The 18,461-nt window shown below is 72.2% G+C and carries 16 protein-coding genes; 10 read left to right on the forward strand and 6 right to left on the reverse strand.

Features of this window, described 5'->3' with window-relative positions; all coding sequences use genetic code 11:
- The first annotated feature begins 58 nt into the window (after nucleotides 1-58).
- The 5 genes from ACIRQF_RS27975 (at nucleotide 59) to ACIRQF_RS27995 (ending at nucleotide 4,181) form a co-directional block, all read left to right on the forward strand.
- Nucleotides 59-1,108, forward strand: coding sequence for a sugar-binding transcriptional regulator (locus ACIRQF_RS27975; RefSeq protein WP_404095957.1), 1,050 nt, complete (start codon nucleotides 59-61; stop codon nucleotides 1,106-1,108).
- Nucleotides 1,109-1,221: 113 nt separating this feature from the next.
- On the forward strand, nucleotides 1,222-1,716 hold the full coding sequence (locus tag ACIRQF_RS27980; protein WP_404095959.1) for a ribonuclease domain-containing protein: 495 nt from the start codon (nucleotides 1,222-1,224) through the stop codon (nucleotides 1,714-1,716).
- Nucleotides 1,703-2,083: a barstar family protein gene (locus tag ACIRQF_RS27985; RefSeq protein WP_404095962.1), complete on the forward strand. Its 381-nt coding sequence runs from the start codon at nucleotides 1,703-1,705 to the stop codon at nucleotides 2,081-2,083. Before ACIRQF_RS27980 ends, ACIRQF_RS27985 begins: the two co-directional genes overlap by 14 nt.
- Before the next feature lie 65 nt (nucleotides 2,084-2,148).
- Nucleotides 2,149-3,591: a GuaB1 family IMP dehydrogenase-related protein gene (locus ACIRQF_RS27990; protein WP_389754555.1), complete on the forward strand. Its 1,443-nt coding sequence runs from the start codon at nucleotides 2,149-2,151 to the stop codon at nucleotides 3,589-3,591.
- 86 nt (nucleotides 3,592-3,677) lie between these two features.
- Complete coding sequence (locus ACIRQF_RS27995) at nucleotides 3,678-4,181, forward strand: GNAT family N-acetyltransferase (RefSeq protein ID WP_404095965.1); 504 nt, start codon at nucleotides 3,678-3,680, stop codon at nucleotides 4,179-4,181.
- Nucleotides 4,182-4,292: 111 nt separating this feature from the next.
- On the opposite strand, the gene ACIRQF_RS28000 is transcribed toward ACIRQF_RS27995, so the two are convergent.
- Nucleotides 4,293-5,306: a GDSL-type esterase/lipase family protein gene (locus ACIRQF_RS28000; protein WP_404095967.1), complete on the reverse strand. Its 1,014-nt coding sequence runs from the start codon at nucleotides 5,304-5,306 to the stop codon at nucleotides 4,293-4,295.
- A 333-nt stretch (nucleotides 5,307-5,639) separates the two neighbouring features.
- Here ACIRQF_RS28000 and ACIRQF_RS28005 point away from each other — a divergent pair, with 333 nt between their 5' ends.
- Together ACIRQF_RS28005 and ACIRQF_RS28010 are read left to right on the forward strand one after the other, a co-directional pair.
- On the forward strand, nucleotides 5,640-7,136 hold the full coding sequence (locus ACIRQF_RS28005) for an amino acid permease (RefSeq protein ID WP_404095970.1): 1,497 nt from the start codon (nucleotides 5,640-5,642) through the stop codon (nucleotides 7,134-7,136).
- Between the two features lie 10 nt (nucleotides 7,137-7,146).
- Nucleotides 7,147-7,602, forward strand: a complete 456-nt coding sequence (locus tag ACIRQF_RS28010) for an Lrp/AsnC family transcriptional regulator (RefSeq protein ID WP_030691274.1) — start codon at nucleotides 7,147-7,149, stop codon at nucleotides 7,600-7,602.
- 130 nt (nucleotides 7,603-7,732) lie between these two features.
- On the opposite strand, the gene ACIRQF_RS28015 is transcribed toward ACIRQF_RS28010, so the two are convergent.
- Nucleotides 7,733-8,278 (reverse strand): Repetin, encoded by a 546-nt coding sequence (locus ACIRQF_RS28015; protein ID WP_389754567.1) that lies wholly within the window; start codon nucleotides 8,276-8,278, stop codon nucleotides 7,733-7,735.
- A gap of 291 nt (nucleotides 8,279-8,569) precedes the next feature.
- Here ACIRQF_RS28015 and ACIRQF_RS28020 point away from each other — a divergent pair, with 291 nt between their 5' ends.
- Both ACIRQF_RS28020 and ACIRQF_RS28025 read left to right on the forward strand, forming a co-directional pair.
- Nucleotides 8,570-9,388, forward strand: coding sequence for a carbon-nitrogen hydrolase family protein (locus ACIRQF_RS28020; protein ID WP_376637403.1), 819 nt, complete (start codon nucleotides 8,570-8,572; stop codon nucleotides 9,386-9,388).
- Nucleotides 9,389-9,445: 57 nt separating this feature from the next.
- A complete protein-coding gene (locus ACIRQF_RS28025; protein WP_376637404.1) occupies nucleotides 9,446-11,143 on the forward strand; it encodes a flavin monoamine oxidase family protein in 1,698 nt (565 codons plus the stop codon).
- Nucleotides 11,144-11,155: 12 nt separating this feature from the next.
- Here the strand turns inward: ACIRQF_RS28025 and ACIRQF_RS28030 are convergent, their stop codons facing one another.
- The 3 genes from ACIRQF_RS28030 to ACIRQF_RS28040 all read right to left on the reverse strand — a co-directional run bounded on the left by ACIRQF_RS28030 (nucleotide 11,156) and on the right by ACIRQF_RS28040 (nucleotide 14,633).
- Nucleotides 11,156-11,863: a DUF5995 family protein gene (locus tag ACIRQF_RS28030; protein ID WP_376637405.1), complete on the reverse strand. Its 708-nt coding sequence runs from the start codon at nucleotides 11,861-11,863 to the stop codon at nucleotides 11,156-11,158.
- Nucleotides 11,864-11,936: 73 nt separating this feature from the next.
- Nucleotides 11,937-13,331 carry a uracil-xanthine permease family protein gene (locus ACIRQF_RS28035; RefSeq protein WP_404095975.1) on the reverse strand — a complete coding sequence of 465 codons (1,395 nt, stop codon included), beginning with the start codon at nucleotides 13,329-13,331 and terminating at the stop codon, nucleotides 11,937-11,939.
- A gap of 90 nt (nucleotides 13,332-13,421) precedes the next feature.
- Complete coding sequence (locus tag ACIRQF_RS28040; RefSeq protein ID WP_389754574.1) at nucleotides 13,422-14,633, reverse strand: MFS transporter; 1,212 nt, start codon at nucleotides 14,631-14,633, stop codon at nucleotides 13,422-13,424.
- A 140-nt stretch (nucleotides 14,634-14,773) separates the two neighbouring features.
- Here ACIRQF_RS28040 and ACIRQF_RS28045 point away from each other — a divergent pair, with 140 nt between their 5' ends.
- The gene (locus ACIRQF_RS28045; protein ID WP_404095978.1) at nucleotides 14,774-15,901 is read left to right on the forward strand and encodes an ROK family transcriptional regulator; all 1,128 of its coding nucleotides are present in this window, start codon (nucleotides 14,774-14,776) and stop codon (nucleotides 15,899-15,901) included.
- A 171-nt stretch (nucleotides 15,902-16,072) separates the two neighbouring features.
- Here the strand turns inward: ACIRQF_RS28045 and ACIRQF_RS28050 are convergent, their stop codons facing one another.
- The gene (locus tag ACIRQF_RS28050) at nucleotides 16,073-18,442 is read right to left on the reverse strand and encodes a chitinase C-terminal domain-containing protein (RefSeq protein WP_404095981.1); all 2,370 of its coding nucleotides are present in this window, start codon (nucleotides 18,440-18,442) and stop codon (nucleotides 16,073-16,075) included.
- Nucleotides 18,443-18,461: the final 19 nt, after the last annotated feature.

The following is an 18,461-nucleotide window of genomic DNA, read 5'->3' on the forward strand; positions in this document are numbered from 1 at the left end:
ACGGTGAGTCCAGAGTGTGAACAGCATCGGCCGAAACACGGCGGATGAGCAGCGGTACGTGAACAGCAGTGAGGAGATCGCGGTGGCGGGTATGTCGGCGGGACGGTCAGCCCTGCGGATGGGCCCCGCGGAGCTCGTGCAGGCGGCGGCCATGGCCCGCCGCTTCTACCTCGAGGGCAAGTCGAAGATCCAGATCGCCGAGGAGTTCGGCGTCAGCCGCTTCAAGGTGGCCCGGGTCCTGGAGACCGCCCTGGAGCGCGACCTCGTGCGCATCGAGATCCGCGTGCCGGCCGAGCTGGACGCCGAGCGCTCCGACGCGCTCCGCGCCCGCTACGGGCTGCGCCATGCCGTGGTCGTCGAGTCGCCGGCGGAGGGCGATGACGAGTCGCCCGACCCGGAGAACCTCGGCGAGGTCGCGGCCGACCTGCTCGGAGAGCTGGTCACCGAGGGAGACGTCCTGGGCCTCGCCTGGGGTCGCTCCACCATCCACATGGCGGCCGCTCTCGACCGGCTGCCGCCCTGCACCGTCGTCCAGCTCACCGGCGTGTACGACGCGGGCACGGCCGAGCGCGGCTCCGTCGAGGCGGTCCGCCGGGCCGCCCAGGTGTCCGGCGGCGAGGCGCACCCGATCTACGCGCCGATGCTGCTGCCGGACGCGGCGACCGCGAACGCGCTGCGCAGTCAGACCGGTATCGCCCGGGCCTTCGAGTACTTCGACAAGGTGACGGTCGCCTGCGTGTCCATCGGCTCCTGGGAGCCGGGCATCTCGACCGTGCACGACATGCTCTCCGAGGAGGAGCGCGCCCACTACGCCTCGCTCGGCGTCGCCGCCGAGATGTCGGCGCACCTCTTCGACGCGGAGGGCCGCCGGGTCGGCCGCGACCTGGGCGAGCGCTGCATCACCGTCGAGGCGGACCGGCTGCGCCGGATCCCCGAGGTCGTCGCCATCGCGGGCGGTCAGCGCAAGGCGGCGGCGATCGGCGCGGTGCTCCGCTCCGGTCTCGTCACCAGCCTGGTGACCGACCGCTCGGCCGCCGACTACCTGCTCACCGAGTTCAGCCCGGGCACCCGCCCGGCCCTCGACCGCACGGACCCGGACGGCAAGTAGCGCCTGCCGGCGGCCCGGGCCCCGCGCCCGTCCTCCGCCGCCCACCCGACCCACTCCGCCCGCCGGGCGCGCCCCGACCGGCGCCCCCGACGGGGCGGTGGCAGCATCGGTGCATGATCGACCGCTGCGCCCGGCTCGGGCTCGCCCTCCTGGCCGGGCTGTCGCTGCTCCTCACGGGGCTCACGGGGCTCACGGGGTGCTCCGGCGGCGCCACGGGACCGGGCGACGTCGCCCCCTCCCGTACCGCGGCCGTCGCCTCCGTCCCCCCGCCGTCACGGGCCCCCACGCGGGCCACCGGCCGCCCCACGGTCTCCTCGGGGCTCCCCACCACGCCCGAGGCCGAGCTGCCGCGCGAGGCGCGCCGGACCCTCGCTCTCATCAGGAGCGGCGGGCCCTTCCCGTACGCCAAGGACGGCGCCGTCTTCTCGAACTTCGAGCGCGTCCTGCCGCAGCGCAAGCGCGGCTATTACCACGAGTACACCGTCCGGACCCCCGGCGAGCGCGACCGCGGCGCGCGGCGCATCGTCACCGGGCAGGGCGGGGAGACGTATTACACGGACGACCACTACCAGAGCTTCCGGGAGGTGGTCACCGATGAGGATCGATGACGTCGTCGTCCTCGACCTGCACGGGGTCACGGACAAGAGGGCTTTCATGAACCGCTGTGTGCGGGCGCTCCCGCTGCCGGTGTGGTTCGGCCGCAACTGGGACGCGCTCGCCGACTGCCTCGCCGATATGCGCGAACCCATGGCGATCGTGGTGACCCACTGGCACGCTTATGCGGAGGCCGAACCGGACGAGTGGTCCGTCGCCGAGGAAGTCTTCTCGGCGGCCGCCCGGGCCAGCGCGGCCGGCCTCGCTGTCCTGCTCCTGCTCGGCGGCGAACCCGCCGGGTTGGAGGATCGGACAGGCGCCCCCGCGCAAGGCTCGGATGATTCGCCCGCACCGCCTGCGCCCCCTGGCGTGGGAGAATGAACTACGTGCTTTTTCCCCTGGCTGAAATGCCTAGGGGCCGATCCGAACGACTGGGATGTCAGCACGTGCGTTTCCTCAATGACGTCAAGCCGCCGTACGACCTCACGTACGACGATGTGTTCATGGTGCCGAGCCGCTCGGCCGTCGGTTCCCGCCAGGCGGTGGACCTCTCCTCGCCGGACGGGACCGGTACGACGATTCCGCTGGTCGTGGCCAACATGACCGCCATCGCCGGCCGCCGCATGGCGGAGACCGTCGCCCGCCGCGGTGGCCTGGTCGTCATTCCGCAGGACATCCCGATCGAGGTCGTCACCGACGTCATCGGCTGGGTCAAGTCCCGCCATCACGTCCTCGACACGCCGATCGTGCTGGAGCCGCACCAGACGGTCGCCGACGCGCTCTCCCTGCTGCCCAAGCGCGCGCACGACGCCGGTGTCGTCGTCGACGAGAACCGCCGCCCGGTGGGTGTCGTCACCGACGCCGACCTGTCCGGCGTGGACCGCTTCACCCAGCTGTCCGAGGTCATGTCGAAGGACCTGCTGCTCCTCGACGCCGACATCGACCCGCGCGAGGCCTTCCACACCCTCGACACCGCCAACCGCCGCTACGCCCCGGCCGTGGACGCGGACGGCAAGCTCGTCGGCATCCTCACCCGCAAGGGCGCCCTGCGCGCGACCCTGTACAGCCCGGCCGTCGACAAGAACGGCCACCTGCGCATCGCCGCCGCCGTCGGCATCAACGGCGACGTCGCGGGCAAGGCCAAGCAGCTGCTCGACGCGGGCGTGGACACGCTCGTCATCGACACCGCGCACGGCCACCAGGAGTCGATGATCTCCGCGATCCGCACCGTCCGCGGGCTCGACCCGCAGGTCCCGATCGTGGCCGGCAACATCGTCGCCGCCGAAGGCGTCAAGGACCTCATCGACGCCGGCGCGGACATCATCAAGGTCGGTGTGGGCCCCGGCGCCATGTGCACCACCCGCATGATGACCGGTGTGGGCCGCCCGCAGTTCTCGGCCGTCCTGGAGTGCGCCGCCGAGGCGAAGAAGCATGGCAAGCACGTCTGGGCCGACGGCGGTGTCCGTCACCCCCGCGACGTGGCCATGGCGCTCGCCGCCGGAGCCTCCAACGTCATGATCGGCTCCTGGTTCGCCGGCACCTACGAGTCCCCGGGCGACCTCCAGCACGACGCCCAGGGCCGTGCCTACAAGGAGTCCTTCGGCATGGCCTCGGCCCGCGCCGTCCGCAACCGCACGAGTGACGAGTCCTCCTACGACCGCGCCCGCAAGGCGCTCTTCGAAGAGGGCATCTCCACTTCGCGCATGTTCCTCGACCCGCAGCGTCCGGGCGTCGAGGACCTGATCGACTCGATCATCGCCGGTGTCCGCTCCTCCTGCACCTACGCCGGTGCGGGCTCGCTCGCCGAGTTCGAGGAGAAGGCCGTCGTCGGGATCCAGTCCGCCGCCGGTTACGCGGAGGGCAAGCCGCTGCACGCCAGCTGGAGCTGACCTCCGCGCCGAACGCGCCGAACCGTGCCGTGGGCCCCCGGGAAATCCCTCCCGGGGGCCCACGGCGTTCCCGTACGGTCGGCCGCATGGACCGTACGGAGATCAGGCCCTGCCGCGCCGAGGACATCGCCCCGCTCGACCGCCATCTGCCCGCCCCGGGGGCGCCCACCCGCCACGCCGACCGGTTCGCCCGCCAGGAGGCGGGACAGGGCACGTATCTCATCGCCTGGCGGGACGGCCGGCCGGCCGGTCACGGGCAGGTCCGCTGGGACGGCTGCGCGGCGCCGGAGGTGCGGGCCGCGGTCGGGGACTGCCCGGAGTTCAACGGTCTGGACGTGCGTGAGGAGCTGCGCGGCCGGGGCGTCGGTACGGCCCTGATCCTGGCGGCCGAGGAACTGGCCCGCGAACGCGGCAGGACACTGCTCGGCCTCGGCGTGGCCCACGACAACCCGCGGGCGGCGGCGCTCTACGCCCGCCTGGGCTACGCGCCGGTGACGGCGTACACCGACCGCTACGCGTACACGGACCCGGCCGGTCTCCGGCACGCCTGCGCCGACGCCTGCACCTTCCTGGTCAAGCGGCTGGACTGACGACGAGCGGCCGGACCGGCGTCAGCGACGGGGCCACCGCGGGCGGCCGGACGTCAAGCGGACGGCACCGGCCTCGGGCGGCCGGACCGACGTCAGGCGACGGTACCGGCCTCAGGCGGCCGGGCTGACCGGCTGGTCCACGAAGCCCGCCGCCCGCAGCGCCCCCGCGACCGCCTCGGCGATCCGCGCGTGCCCCCGGTCGTTCGGGTGCAGCCCGTCCGCCAGGTCCTCCGGCGCGAGCAGCGGGCCCCCGGGCAGCAGGGCCAGCCGGGCGTCACCGTCCGCCACGAGGTCCCGCACGGCCTCCTCCATCGCCGTGCGCAGCTCCGTGAGGGTCGCGCCCAGGGCGTTGCCGGTGTGCTCGGCCGCCGGGCGCAGGACGGGCGAGAGCAGCAGCAGCGGGGTGTCAGGGTGGCCGCGCCGGACCAGGGTGACGAAGGCCCGGGTCGTCTCGTACAGCAGCGGCCCGGAACTGGGCACCGCCGCCCAGCAGTTGGTGCCGAACGCGAGGGTGATCAGCGCGCCCGGGAGGCGGGCCAGCTGCTCGGCGAGAGGCAGCTCGCCGCGTGCCCCGCCCGCGTAGCCGAGGTTGACCGGGTCCAGCCCGAGGGCCCGCCCGGCCGTCGCGGGCCAGGAGTGCGCGGGGCGGGTCGACCACCAGCCCTCGGTGATCGAGTCGCCGTGCACCAGCCAGCGGGGGCGGCGCGGCGCGGGGGAGAGGCGGCCGCGGACCGGCCGCAGGCCGCGCACGACGGGGGCCTGCGCCTCCGGCAGGTGGACCGTGAACTCCCCGCCCGAGGGGGGAAGTGCGATCCGGACGACACCCTCCTCGACCGGATCGGCGAACACCTCGGCGACGCACCGCCGGCCCCGCCAGAGCGCGAAGCAGTGCCGCAGGGCGCGCAGCGCGTCCCCGTCCGCCGGCAGCGCCGCCCGGTAGCGCAGCTCGACCGCCCGGGTACCGGGCGCGGCCGTGAACTCCACGCGTACGCCGATGGGCAGCGCGGCCCGCTCGGCGATGTCCCAGGGCAGCCGTTCCAGGTCGGCGGGGTCGGCGCGGACGGGCCGGTCGCCGTCCAGCCACGCCGTGCCGCGGAGAAAGGGTTCAGGCTCCAGCCAGCTCACGAGGGCCTCCGTTCGGGCGGGTGCAGGGTGGGTCATCGGGCCCGAGGAGTCAATGCATGTGCGCAGGTCACGTCATGCCCCCGATGTGTCGATTCATGCGGGGGAGCGCAATGTTTCCCCGTCTGCGCACGAAGCGCGCAATGATCATCCGACAGTGCGCAACAACCCTGCATTACAAGTGCGAAGCTCTAGCGCTTAGGCTCATGCCTCGTACCAGGAGTGGCGGCGACCGCCTGCTCGGCGGTCTCCTCTTCCCCCGTGGGCTGTTTCGGCACGCCCGCGCGACCGCCGCGGTCCCCGCTCGTCGACAGGCAGCGATAAGGAGCCCCCGCAGTGCTTGACCACGGCGCAGCCCCACCGGCCGAGGACCCGACCGTCCCGACCGCCCGCACGACCTCCGGGCTCTCCGCCCTGACCCGCCGCAAGCCGGTAGAGAACCTGGTCGCGGAGGGTGGCCAGGGTGAGGGTGGCTCACTCCGCCGCTCGCTCGGCATGTGGCAGCTGACCATGATCAGCATCGGTGCGACGCTCGGCACCGGCATCTTCGTCGTGCTCGGCTCGGCGGTCCCCAAGGCCGGTCCGGCCGTCACGCTGTCCTTCGTGATCGCCGGCCTCACGGCGCTCTTCTCGGCCCTCTCGTACGCCGAGCTGGCCGGCTCCATACCGGTCGCGGGTTCCTCGTACTCGTACGCGTACGCAACGATGGGTGAACTCGTCGCCTGGGTCTGCGGCTGGTGTCTGGTCCTGGAGTACGGCGTGTCCGTGGCCGCCGTGGCGGTCGGCTGGGGCGAGTACCTCAACGAGCTGCTCGACGGCACCATCGGCGTCACCATCCCCGACGTGCTGTCCTCCGCCCCGGGCGAGGGCGGCATCATCAACCTCCCCGGCCTCATCGTCGTGCTGCTCGCCATGGTGTTCCTGCTCGGCGGCGCCCGCGAGTCCGCCGTGGTCAACACGATCATGGTCGTGGTGAAGATCGCCGCGCTGATCCTCTTCTGCGCCATCGGCTTCGTCGGCTTCAAGTCCGGCAACTACAAGGACTTCATGCCGCTCGGCATCGGTGGTGTCGGCGCCGCCAGCGCCAGCCTGTTCTTCTCCTACATCGGCTTCGACGCCGCCTCCACGGCCGGCGAGGAGGCCAAGAACCCCAAGCGCGACCTGCCGCGGGCGATCATGCTCTCGCTGCTCATCGTCACCGTCCTCTACGTGCTCGTCGCCGCCGTCGCGGTCGGCGCCTGGCACTGGAAGGACTTCGAGGGCTCCGAGGCCACCCTCGCGGCGATCATGAACGACGTCACCGGCCAGACCTTCTGGGGCACCCTGCTCGCCGCCGGCGCCGTCATCTCCATCGCCAGCGTCGTCCTGACCGTGCTCTACGGCCAGACCCGCGTGCTCTTCGCGATGTCCCGCGACGGTCTCGTCCCCAAGGCCTTCGGCAGGGTCAGCGCCAAGACCGGCACGCCGCGCGTCAACACGGTGATCGTCTCGCTGTTCTGCGCCGCCCTCGCCTCGGTCATCCCGCTCGGCAAGCTCGTCGACGCCACCAGCATCGGCACCCTCTTCGCCTTCGCGCTGGTCAACATCGCTGTGATCATGCTCCGCTACTCGCGCCCCGACATGCCGCGCACCTTCAAGGTGGCGCTCGGTCCGGTCTTCCCGGTGCTCGGTTTCGTCTTCTGCGCGTACAACATGTTCAGCCTCGACTCGGTCACCTGGGTGGTCTTCGGTTGCTGGATGGTCGCGGGACTCGTGTTCTACTTCCTGTACGGCATGCGCCGCTCCCGACTGGCCACGGCCCCGGCCCTGGCAGAGGCCCCCGCAGAGAAGTGATCCACCCGTAGTGCGACTCAACGACCTCGACGAACGCATCGTCCACGCCCTCGCGGAAGACGCCCGCCGCAGCTACGCCGACATCGGCTCGCTCGTCGGACTCTCGGCGCCCGCCGTGAAGCGGCGCGTGGACCGGCTCCGGGCCGAGGGTGCCATCACCGGCTTCACCGTCCGGGTGGACCCGGCGGCGCTGGGCTGGGAGACGGAGGGGTTCGTCGAGATCTACTGCCGCCACAACACCTCGCCGGAGGACATCCGGCGAGGTCTGGAGCGGTACCCCGAGGTGGTGTCCGCGTCGACCGTGACCGGTGACGCGGACGCCGTCGTCCAGGTCTTCGCCTCCGACATGCGCCATTTCGAGCGCGTCCTGGAGCGGATCGCGGGCGAGCCCTTCGTGGAGCGGACCAAGTCCGTCCTGGTGCTCTCGCCGCTGCTGCGGCGCTTCTCCTCCGGCTCGCCCGCGTAGGGCGTGCCCCGCGGGCCGGCGGGTCCGGGCGGCGCGGGCCGTGGTTCCCGCACCGCCCCTCGCCCGCCCACCCCCGTGGGGCGGTCTGCGGCCTGCTCGGCCCTCGGCGGACCGGCCGGCTTCCTGCGGACTACTCGGCCGGGTACGCGAACCGCCAGGGCAGCACCGTGAAGTCGCCGGTGCCGGCCCTGACCCGCTCGTACGGGGCGGCGCTGTTGCAGGGCGGCACCTCGTCCTTCGTCGGGTCGGACGCCAGCCAGCTGTAGCCCAGCCGGTCGTGCCTGCCGTTGTCGTACACCGACACGCCGACCCGCTTGTGCAGGAGGCCCGGCACGTCGGTCGCGGTGACGATGCCGGTGACCGTGGCCACCTCGCCGCCCGTCGCGAGGCAGTCGACCTTCACCTCGGCGGTGCCGCCCCAGTCCCCCTTGTAGTGGCTGTAGCGGAAGGTACCGGTGGCGGCCAGCGGATCGTTCCGGTCCTTCGCCGCCAGATGCGCGTCGAAGCTGAAGGTGATGTCGTCGCCGGCGGGCCGGTAGAGCTTCGCGGTGCCGGTCAACGCGGCGGCCTCCCGCACGCCCCCCTTCCCGTCGCCCGACGCGGTGGCGGAGCCGGCCGCTCCGGCGGTGATCAGCAGAGCGGCGGCCACGGCGGCGATCTTCGTGCGGCGGTCCATGTCGTTTCGGTCCTTTCGGCAGGTCAACCGGACGACCACCACTCTTCCGCCCCGGCCGCGGCACGGCGTCGGGCCTGGGAACGGTCCCTGCCTCCGCCACGCGGCGGGGGCGCCGTACGACCCGGGTCGCAGCCACGCGCAACGAATCGCCGTCGAGGCCGACGATCGCGCAACGGTTCGGCGGTCGGTCCGCAACGGTCTCGCCTTGTCCCGGGAGAGCCCGAAACCGTACCGTTTTTGACGTCTTCCCTTTGAATTTCTCCCTCACCTTCCGTCACCCGAGGATCGCCCATGCCCGCGCTGCGCACCGCCCTGCTCCAGAGCTCCGGACAGCTCGGTGACGTGGCCGCGAATCTGAAGATCCTCGACGAGGCGGCGGGCCGCGCCGCGGCCGCCGGCGCCGGGCTGCTCCTCGCCCCCGAGCTCTTCCTCACGGGCTACGCCATCGGCGCCGACATCGCCCGCCTCGCGGAGCCCTCCGACGGGCCCTCCGCGAAGGCCGTCGCCGAGATCGCGGTCCGCCACGGCCTTGCCGTCGGCTACGGCTACCCGGAGCGCGACACCGAGGCGCACGGGGTGCTCCACAACTCCGCGCAGCTCTTCGGTGCCGACGGCGCCGTGCTCGCGCACTACCGGAAGACCCACCTCTTCGGCGACTTCGAGCTGAAGTGGTTCACGCCCGGCGACCGCGCCGTCGTCCAGGCGGAGCTCGCCGGCCTCACCGTCGGCCTGATGATCTGCTACGACGTCGAGTTCCCCGAGAACGTACGGGCGCAGGCGCTGGCCGGCACCGACCTCCTCCTGGTGCCGACCGCGCTCATGCACCCGGCCGAGGTGGTCCCCGAGTCCGTCGTCCCGGTACGCGCCTTCGAGAACCAGATCTACATCGCGTACGCCAACCGGACCGGCCCCGAGGGCGACTTCGAGTTCGTCGGCCTGTCCACGCTCGCCGCCCCCGACGGCACCGCCCGGGCCCGCGCCGGTCGGGGCGAGGACCTGGTCATCGGCGACGTCGACACCGACTTCCTCGCGGCCTCCCGCGCGGAGAACCCCTACCTCCGCGACCGGCGCCCCGGCCTGTACGGCCCCCTGGTCCACGACCGAGCCTGAGCCGCCCCCGCCCTTCCTCCCCCAGCTTCACCGCTTCGTGCAAGGAGTCCGTACCCCATGACGTCCACCGTGCCCAACGCCGTCGAGCACGCCGACGAGCAGCAGCCGCCGATCACCATGTTCGGCCCGGACTTCCCGTACGCCTACGACGACTTCCTGGCCCACCCGGCCGGTCTCGGGCAGGTCCCCGCCACCGAGCACGGCACCGAGGTCGCGATCATCGGCGGCGGTCTGTCCGGCATCATCGCCGCGTACGAGCTGATGAAGATGGGCCTCAAGCCCGTCGTCTACGAGGCCGACCAGATCGGCGGCCGGCTGCGCACCGTCGGCTTCGAGGGCCCGGAGACCGAGGGTCTGACGGCCGAGATGGGCGCGATGCGGTTCCCGCCCTCCTCGACCGCGCTCCAGCACTACATCGACCTGGTCGGCCTGGAGACCACGCCGTTCCCCAACCCGCTTGCCGAGGCCACCCCGTCGACCGTCGTCGACCTCAAGGGCGAGACCCACTACGCCGAGACCATCGACGACCTGCCGCAGATCTACCGCGACGTCGCCGCGGCGTGGAGCGCCTGCCTCGACGAGGGCGCCGACTTCTCCGACATGAACCGGGCGATGCGCGAGCGCGACGTCCCGCGCATCCGCGAGATCTGGGCCAAGCTCGTCGAGAAGCTCGACGACGAGACCTTCTACGGCTTCCTCTGCAAGTCCGAGGCCTTCCAGTCCTTCCGCAAGCGCGAGATCTTCGGCCAGGTCGGCTTCGGCACCGGCGGCTGGGACACCGACTTCCCGAACTCCATCCTGGAGATCCTCCGGGTCGTCTACACCGAGGCGGACGACCACCACCGCGGCATCGTCGGCGGCTCGCAGCAGCTGCCGCTGCGCCTGTGGGAGCGCGAGCCGGAGAAGATCCTGCACTGGGCCCAGGGCACCTCGCTGAGCTCCCTCCACGAGGGAACCCCCCGCCCGGCCGTGACCCGTCTGACCCGCGCCGCCGGCAACCGGATCACCGTGACCGACGCGTCCGGCGACATCCGTACGTACCAGGCGGCGATCTTCACCGCCCAGTCGTGGATGCTGCTGTCCAAGATCGCGTGCGACGACTCGCTCTTCCCGATCGACCACTGGACGGCGATGGAGCGGACCCACTACATGGAGTCCTCGAAGCTGTTCGTGCCCGTGGACCGGCCGTTCTGGCTGGACAAGGACGAGGAGACCGGCCGTGACGTCATGTCGATGACGCTCACCGACCGGATGACCCGCGGCACCTACCTCCTGGACGACGGCCCGGACAAGCCGGCCACCATCTGCCTCTCGTACACGTGGTGCGACGACAGCCTGAAGTGGCTGCCGCTGTCCGCGAACGAGCGCATGGAGGTCATGCTGAAGTCGCTCGGCGAGATCTACCCGAAGGTCGACATCCGGAAGCACATCATCGGCAACCCGGTGACGGTCTCCTGGGAGAACGAGCCCTACTTCATGGGCGCCTTCAAGGCCAACCTGCCGGGCCACTACCGCTACCAGCGCCGCCTGTTCACGCACTTCATGCAGGACCGCCTGCCCGAGGACAAGCGGGGCATCTTCCTGGCCGGCGACGACATCTCGTGGACGGCCGGCTGGGCCGAGGGCGCGGTGCAGACGGCGCTCAACGCGGTCTGGGGCGTCATGCACCACTTCGGCGGCGCCACCGACAGCACCAACCCCGGTCCGGGCGACGTGTACGACGAGATCGCCCCCGTCGAGCTGCCGGAGGACTGAGCCTCCGCACCCTCAGGGCCGGGCGAGCGGGGTGAGCAGCATCCGCCCCACCAGCCCTACCGACCGGTCGAGGCGTTCGGTGAACTCCTCGGCCAGGTCGGGCAGCCGCCGCAGCTGCCACAGCGAGCGGGCGGCGAGCCAGGCCCCGTCGCGGGCCCGGTCCAGGCTCCAGCAGCCGAGCAGATGCGTCAGCGGGTCCGCGATCTCCAGGAGGTCCGGGCCCGGCATCAGTTCGTCCCGGATGCGCTCCTCCAGCAGCACGAGGACGTCGCCGACCCGGTCGAACTCGTCCTCCAGGTCCGCGGGCGCGCAGTCCAGGGCCCGGCAGGTGTCCACCACCGCGAGGGCCAGGTCGTGCCCGATGTGCGCGTTGATCCCGGCGAGCGCGAACTGCAGCGGCCGGACGCCGGGGTGGCGCCGGTAGTGGAAGAGCGGCCGCCAGCAGGCCGGCGCCGGGCGGCCGGTCGCGACGGAGTCGACGACCGCGAGATAGCGCTGGGCGAAGCGCACGTCGAGGGTGGCGGCGGCCCGCCGGTCGGTGAAGGTGCCCGCCTCGATGGCCCGGCCGATCTCCTCGGTCACCGTCAGGTAGACCCGGTTGAACACCGCGACCCCGTCCGCCGGGTGCCAGGCCGCGCGAAGCGACCGCATCCGGTCCACCACGGGGTCGACCGCCACGAACGGCCCGATCTTCCGGCTGGTCTGCTGGGTCTGCGCCATGGGGGCAGGCTCCCAGCCGCCGGGCCCGGGAGGGAACTCCTCGGGCCCGGCTTCCCCAGAACGGGCGAATCACTCAGTTCTTCGACGTCTCCTCGGTGCCGGTCTCGTAGGAGCTCGTGCCGGCGTCCAGCAGTGGCTCCTGCTCCTTCATGTGCGCCGGGGCGAAGGCCCGCAGCACGTGGTAGCCGGTGATGACCACGAGCGTGCCGAGCGCGATGCCGCCGAGCTCGAAGGTGTCGGTGAAGGTGAGCTTCACGCCGCCGACGCCGATGATGATGCCCGCCGCGGCGGGGACCAGGTTGAGCGGGTTGCGCAGGTCGACCTTGGCGTTGATCCAGATCTGGGCGCCGAGCAGGCCGATCATGCCGTAGAGGATCACCGTGATGCCGCCGAGCACGCCGCCGGGGATGGCGGCGACGATCGCGCCGAACTTGGGGCACAGACCGAAGAGCAGGGCGAAGCCGGCCGCGGCCCAGTAGGCGGCGGTGGAGTAGACCCGGGTGGCGGCCATGACGCCGATGTTCTCGGAGTACGTGGTGTTCGGCGGGCCGCCGACCGCGGTGGACAGCATCGAGGCGGCTCCGTCGGCGGCGATGGCGGTGCCGAGCTTGCCGTCCAGCGCGTCGCCGGTCATCTCGCCGACGGCCTTGACGTGTCCGGCGTTCTCGGCGATCAGCGCGATGACCACGGGCAGCGCGACGAGGATCGCGGACCACTCGAAGCTGGGGCCGTGCAGGGAGGGCAGGCCGATCCAGTCGGCCTTGCCGACGCCGGAGAGGTCGAGCCGCCAGTGGTCGGTGACCTGGCCGCTCGGGGAGATCGAGTGGATCTTGCCGAAGACCAGGTCGAAGATCCAGGAGATGCCGTAGCCGAAGATCAGGCCCAGGAAGATCGCGATCCGCGACCAGAAGCCGCGCAGGCAGACCACGGCCAGGCCGCTGAAGAACATGACGAGCAGCGCGGTCCACTGGTCCTGCGGCCAGTAGGTGGCCGCGGTGACCGGGGCCAGGTTGAAGCCGATCAGCATGACCACGGCGCCGGTGACGATCGGCGGCATGGCCGCGTGGATGATCCGCGCGCCGAACTTCCGCACCGCCAGGCCCGCGAGGAACAGCGCCGCGCCGACCACGAAGACCGCGCCGGTCACGGTGGCGCTGGTGCCGCCCGAGGCCCGGATCGCCGCGGCGACGCCGACGAAGGAGAGCGAGCAGCCCAGGTACGACGGGACCGTCCCGCGGGTCGCGAGCAGGAAGATCACGGTGGCGACACCGGACATCATGATCGCGAGGTTGGGGTCGAGACCCATGAGGACCGGAGCCACGAACGAGGCGCCGAACATCGCCACCACGTGCTGGGCGCCGAGGCCGACCGTACGGGGCCAGGAGAGGCGCTCGTCCGGCCGGACGACGGCTCCCGGTGCGGGTGTCCTCCCGTCGCCGTGCAGGGTCCAGCGCACGCCGAGGCTCATGGGGTCGCTCCAGTTCTCCGGGTTCCGATGGCTTCCGGCCCCGCCGTGTCGGAGCCGAAAAAGATCAGCCACATGGTAATGCGCCGCAGGTCAGCGGACCCCTTGCACGGCGTCGGCCTCGGCCGCGTCCCCCGTCCTGGTGCGGGCACCGGGCCGCAGCACGCCCGCGCCGACGACGAGGCCGAAGGTGAGCAGCGTGACGAGGCCGAAGGAGAGGACCAGCGAGGTCGCGTTGGCGATACCACCGATCGCCGAGGGGGCGACGAGGCCCGAGGTGTACGTGATGGTGGCGACGCCCGCGATGGCCTGGCTGGGGTTCGGGCCGCTGCGGCCGGCGGCGGCGAAGGCGAGCGGGACGACGACCGCGACCCCGAGCCCGATCAGGCCGAAGCCGGCCATCGCGAGCGCCGCGTGCGGGGCGAAGACCACGAGCAGGCCGCCGAGCGTGGCCGCCAGACCACCCACCCGCACGGTGCGCACGGCGCCGAAGCGGTCCACGACGCGGTCGCCGACGAGCCGGGCCACGGCCATGGTGAGGGCGAACGCGGTGGTCGAGGCCGCGGCGAGACCGGCGGAGGTGCCCAGCTCGTCCTTGAGGTAGACCGCCGACCAGTCGAGGCTCGCGCCCTCGGCGAAGACCCCGCAGAAGCCGATGGCGCCGATGACCAGGGCGGACTTCGGGGGCAGCGCGAAGCGTGGCGGCGCCTCCTCCTCGGGGGCGCTGTGCAGGTCGAGCACGCCCTGGCAGCTGATCAGGCCGAGCACGGTGAGGACCAGGGCGGCGAGCAGATGGTGCAGCCGGGCGTCGCCGCCGAGATGGGCGGCCACGGTGCCGGCGGCCGAGCCGAGCAGGGCGCCCACGCTCCACATGCCGTGCAGGCCGGACATGATCGAGCGGCCGAGCCGGTTCTCGGTCTCGACGCCGAGCGCGTTCATGGCGACGTCGGACATGCCGGCGGTGGCGCCGTACACCAGGAGGGCCGCGCACAGTCCGTAGATGTTCGGCGCGAGCGAGGGCAGGGTCAGCGAGAGGGTCCACAACGCGAGCAGCCCGCGCAGCGCGGTGCGGGCGCCGAAGCGGTGGCTGATCGCGCCGGCCAGCGGCATCGCCAGCGAGGCGCCGATCGCCGGGAAGGCGAGGGCGAGCCCGAGCTGGCCGGCGCCGACCCCGGCGTGCTCCTGGATCCACGGGATGCGGGTGGCGAAACTGCCGGTCACGGCGCCGTGGACGCAGAAGACGGCGGCCACGGCGAACCGGGCCCGCCGTAGCCGCTGGGTGGTGAAGACGGTTCCGTCCGCCATGTCGTGTGCCCTCCCCGGAGCCGGTGTGGCCGTGCGTACAGTCTGGAGCGCGTAAACTATCAGGAACCCTGCCTGATAAATAGTGGGCGGGGCCCGAGGCGGAAAAACGGAAGCCCGACGTCGTCTGAGAGGATCGCCGCATGGCCGCATCCCCGAGCACCGCACGGGCCATCAACGACCGGCTCGCCCTGCGCCTGCTCCAGGACGAGGGCCCGTTGACGGCGACCCAGCTCAAGACGCTCACCGGACTGTCCCGCCCCACCGTCGCCGACCTCGTCGAACGGCTCAGCGGCTCGGGACTCGTCCATGTCGTCGGCGAGGCCGGGGCCGAGCGCCGCGGCCCCAACGCCAGGCTGTACGGGATCGTCGCCGACCGCGCCCACCTCGCCGCCCTCGACGTGCGCACCACCTCGGTGTCCGTGGTGGTCTCCGACCTCCTCGGCACGACCCTCGCCGAGGCATCCCTCCCCGTCGGCGACGGCGCCGCCCCCGGCCCCGCCGTCGACCGCGCCGTCGCTCTCCTCGAACGCACCGCCGCCGAGGCCGGCGCCGCCCGGCTGCACAGCGTCACCGTCGGCGCGCCCGGACTCATCGACCCGGCCACCCGGGAGCTGCGGGACACCGCGCAGCTCCCCGCATGGCACCGGCGCCTGGTCGCCGCCCTCCAGCACCGGCTGCCGGCCACGGTCCTCGTGGAGAACGAGGTGAACCTGGCCGCCGTCGCCGAACTCCGCGAGGGCGCCGCGCGCGAGGGCCGCGACACCTTCGTGCTGCTCTGGCTCGGCCAGGGCGTCGGCGCCGCCGTCGTTCTCGACGGGCGGCTGCGCCGCGGGGCCTCCGGCGGGGCGGGCGAGATCGGCTTCCTGCCGGTGCCGGGCACCTCCCGGCTGCCCTCCGCGCACGGTTGCGACGGCGGCTTCGACGAGCTGGCCTGCGTCGCCGCCGTCGACGCCCTCGCGCGCGCCCACGGCCTGGACCCGGACACCGCCCTGGAATCCGGCCACCAGCCCTTCGTCGACGCCCTCGCCGAGCGCCTCGCCATCGGCGCGGCCTCCGTCGCCGCCGTCCTCGACCCCGGCTGCGTGGTGCTCGCCGGCGAGACCGGCCACCGTGGGGGCCCCGAGCTCGCCGCCCGGGTCGAGGCCCGCCTCGCGGACCTCTCCCCGCTGCGCACCGAGGTGCGCGCCACCACCCTGGGCGACGCGGCCATCCTGCGCGGCGCCCTCCTGACCGCCCGCGACGCGGCCCAGGACGCCCTGTTCCCCTGACGAACGCGGCCGCGCCGCGCCCCGGACAGGGGGACGCGGCGCGGGCGGGGAGGACCCGGCGGCGGCAAGGGCCGTGAGACCGCCACCGGGGGTTCTCGGAGTGCGGACCGATGGGCGCGTGCCGCGGCCGGCGGGTCAGGGGAGGGGGACCCGCCGGTCAGGCGGTGCGGTTCAGCAGGCGCCCTGGTCCTTCCAGACGCCCCAGTCGCCGGTCGTGCCCGGCTCCTCGTTCTGGGTCCACCACTGGGCCTTCCAGGTGTGGCCCTTGTGGGAGACGAGCGTGCCGCCGGTGTAGACCTGGCCGGCCACGTACGCCGGGGCGGTGCAGCCGGTGGGCGGCGTCGTCGGCGGGGTCGTGGGCGGGGTCGTCGGGGGAGTCGTGGGCGGGGTGGTGGGAGGCGTGGTGGGCGGGGTCGTCGTGCCCGGCTCCACCGGCGTCGTGCCGCGCGCCAGGTCGCCGGCGAGGGCGTACGCCGTGCCGTTGATCGTCACCGTCCAGTTCGACGGGGTCGAGACCGGCAGGTAGTAGTTGAACGCGAGGTCGACACTCGCGCCCGGGGCGAGCGACTGCCAGGCCGGGAGCTTCAGGGACACCCGGTGGAAGTCCCCCTTCAGGCCGCCCACGTTGCTGCCGGTGTGGTCGCTGCTGATCACCTTGGTGCCGAAGCCGGACTGGTCGGAGGCGTTGCCCGGGGCCGAGGTCCCGTAGTCGAACTGGAACTCGGTGCCGCCCGGCAGCGCGGTCGCGGTGTTGTTGGTGATCTTGATCTTGGGGGTGATCGGGTAGTTGGAGTCGCCCAGCTTGAACTCGGTGAACTCCACACCCACGTTCACGGCCTGCGTCGGCAGCGCCTTGTTCGACTTCTTCGCGCCGTAGGGGGTGGCGGCCTTGAACTTGTCGTACATCAGCGAGGTGAGCGTCGAGCCCATCTCGTACTGGCCCTTGGTGGCGTTCCAGGCGTAGTCGCCGGCCATCTCCCAGACCATCGTGCCGCCGATGCCGCGGTCGACCACGTAGTCGGCCTTGGCGGCCACGGACTGCTCGTCCTCGGTGGAGAGGAAGACCTTCTTCTGGGCGTTCCACAGCCACGGGGCGACCAGGGTCGCGTCGTACCTGCGGGCGTAGGTGCCGGTCAGCGTGGTGTTCGCGGGGAAGCCGTACTGGGTGACGTAGTCGCCGACGATCCCCTTCTCGAGGTTCTTCGCGTGCCACATCGGGTTGGAACCGGCGGGCGACTCCTGCCCGTTGGTGTCCTTGTCGTGCCACAGGTTGTCGATGCCGACCGCACCGTCGCCGCACTTGGTCAGACCGGCGCCGGCCGGGCAGCTGGTCGCGGCGGCCTTGCCCCACAGGCCGTCGGTGCCGCCCTGCACGTTCTTGTGGCCGCGGGTGTAGTACGGCAGGCCGATGTTGATCCGGCCGGCCGGCATCGAGCCGCGGAAGTAGTGGTAGGCCCAGTCGGTGTTGAGGTAGCCGATGTTGCCGTACTGCGCGGAGCCGTAGACGTTGGCGGCGGCGAGCTCGGCGTCCTTGCCGTCGTCGAAGAGCGAGGCGTTCGGGCCGACGTACTCGTTCCAGGCGCCGTGCAGGTCGTAGGACATGATGTTGACGTAGTCCAGATACTTCTGCATCTGGAAGGTCTCCATGCCGCGCAGCAGGTAGCCGGAGGAGGGCGCGGCGACGGTCAGCATGTAGTGCCTGCCGTCGGCGGCGCCGGCCGTGTCGAGCTTCCCGCGCAGGGACTTCATCAGGGCCGCGTAGCCCTGGACGAGACCGGCGCGGCGCGCGTTGGCGAGCTGCCAGTCGAGCGGGTTGCCCGCGTCCTTCATCGTCGTCGGGTATTCGTAGTCGATGTCGACGCCGTTGAAGCCGTACTTCCGGATGAAGTCGACGGCCGAGTTGGCGAAGGTGTCGATCCCGGCCTGGTTGACCGACCCGTCGGCGTTGGTCGCCATCGAGTAGAAGCCGCCGGAGTTCACCCGGCCGCCGTTGTCGTCGAAGTAGCCGCCGGTCTCCGCCCAGCCGCCGACCGAGATCAGCGTCTTGACGTTCGGGTGCTGCTTCTTGAACTTGTTGAGCAGGTTGAAGTGGCCCTTGTAGGCGTACGCCGGGTCCATCTCGGCGCCCGCGACACCGGGCCAGGTCATTCCGGTGGCCGCGTTGTCCGGACCGTCCGCACCCACGGACAGCTTGTTGTCGCCGCCGACGTGACCGAAGGCGTAGTTGATGTGGGTGATCTTGTCCCACGGGATGTCCTTGGCGAGGTACGCCGGCTGGCCGTTCTTCCCCGTGCGCCAACCGGTGAAGTAGCCGATGACCCGGCGCTGGTGGTCCGCGCCCATCTTCTCGCGGCCGTCGGCGTCGTAGACCGAGCAGTACGGGACGTCGACGCCGGGGGTCTTGTAGAGCCCGTCCGGCCGACAGGACTCGTTGTCGGCCGCGTACGAGACGCCGCCGGCTGCGAGGGAGCTGATCAGCAGGCCGGCGACGGCGGCGCCGGACGCGAGCAGGCTCGCTCTCTTCTTCGTGGGGGACAGCACGTTCGGTTCCTCCAGGGGA

It is taken from the genome of Streptomyces sp. NPDC101191 (assembly GCF_044767915.1).
GTDB lineage: Bacteria > Actinomycetota > Actinomycetes > Streptomycetales > Streptomycetaceae > Streptomyces.

Excerpts from the sequence above, each read along its gene's own strand:
- ACIRQF_RS27985 (WP_404095962.1), top strand. The coding sequence starts at position 1,703 with ATGAGGATCGATGACGTCGTCGTCCTCGACCTGCACGGGGTCACGGAC.
- ACIRQF_RS28040 (WP_389754574.1), bottom strand. The coding sequence starts at position 14,633 with ATGGCGGACGGAACCGTCTTCACCACCCAGCGGCTACGGCGGGCCCGG.
- ACIRQF_RS28025 (WP_376637404.1), top strand. The coding sequence starts at position 9,446 with ATGACGTCCACCGTGCCCAACGCCGTCGAGCACGCCGACGAGCAGCAG.
- ACIRQF_RS28035 (WP_404095975.1), bottom strand. The coding sequence starts at position 13,331 with ATGAGCCTCGGCGTGCGCTGGACCCTGCACGGCGACGGGAGGACACCC.
- ACIRQF_RS28020 (WP_376637403.1), top strand. The coding sequence starts at position 8,570 with ATGCCCGCGCTGCGCACCGCCCTGCTCCAGAGCTCCGGACAGCTCGGT.
- ACIRQF_RS27980 (WP_404095959.1), top strand. The coding sequence starts at position 1,222 with ATGATCGACCGCTGCGCCCGGCTCGGGCTCGCCCTCCTGGCCGGGCTG.
- ACIRQF_RS27995 (WP_404095965.1), top strand. The coding sequence starts at position 3,678 with ATGGACCGTACGGAGATCAGGCCCTGCCGCGCCGAGGACATCGCCCCG.
- ACIRQF_RS28045 (WP_404095978.1), top strand. The coding sequence starts at position 14,774 with ATGGCCGCATCCCCGAGCACCGCACGGGCCATCAACGACCGGCTCGCC.
- ACIRQF_RS28015 (WP_389754567.1), bottom strand. The coding sequence starts at position 8,278 with ATGGACCGCCGCACGAAGATCGCCGCCGTGGCCGCCGCTCTGCTGATC.
- ACIRQF_RS28030 (WP_376637405.1), bottom strand. The coding sequence starts at position 11,863 with ATGGCGCAGACCCAGCAGACCAGCCGGAAGATCGGGCCGTTCGTGGCG.